Annotated in this window: 1 pseudogene; it reads left to right on the top strand. The window is 57.1% G+C overall.

What is annotated here, in order from left to right:
- A pseudogene (locus BLX24_RS33290) lies at positions 1 to 392 on the top strand (DUF5977 domain-containing protein); the annotation flags it as partial.

Raw genomic sequence — 392 nt, forward strand, 5'->3', positions numbered from 1 at the left:
CTGTTTAAGGGGGGCATCGCCGATGAAGACACCGCCTGGCAGGAAACGTTTTTCCACGTCTATCTGCGGGATCACCGCAACTTTCTTACCTGGCAACCGGTCACGAAAACCGTGTCGGCCGATCAGGAAGAATACCTCTATTTTCTCTTCAACTTCACGCCGCCGGCGACGGTTAAAGGCCGGATCGAAATCACCTACCGCGACGGAAACGTAATCAACCGCGATGCGTTTACGGCCGGTACCATACCGCTGTATTCGGTGCTCTGTTGCCCGGTTGGTCCGGCCGCGCTGGGCATCACCGGTGATGTGGTCAGCTACAAATTCTGGCTCTCGGATCAGGACAACAACCGCCTGAGCGAGGTGCGTACGTTCCTGACCGATCAGCGGTACCG

The organism is Arsenicibacter rosenii (genome assembly GCF_001870735.1).
In the GTDB taxonomy this organism is placed as follows: Bacteria; Bacteroidota; Bacteroidia; order Cytophagales; family Spirosomataceae; genus Arsenicibacter; species Arsenicibacter rosenii.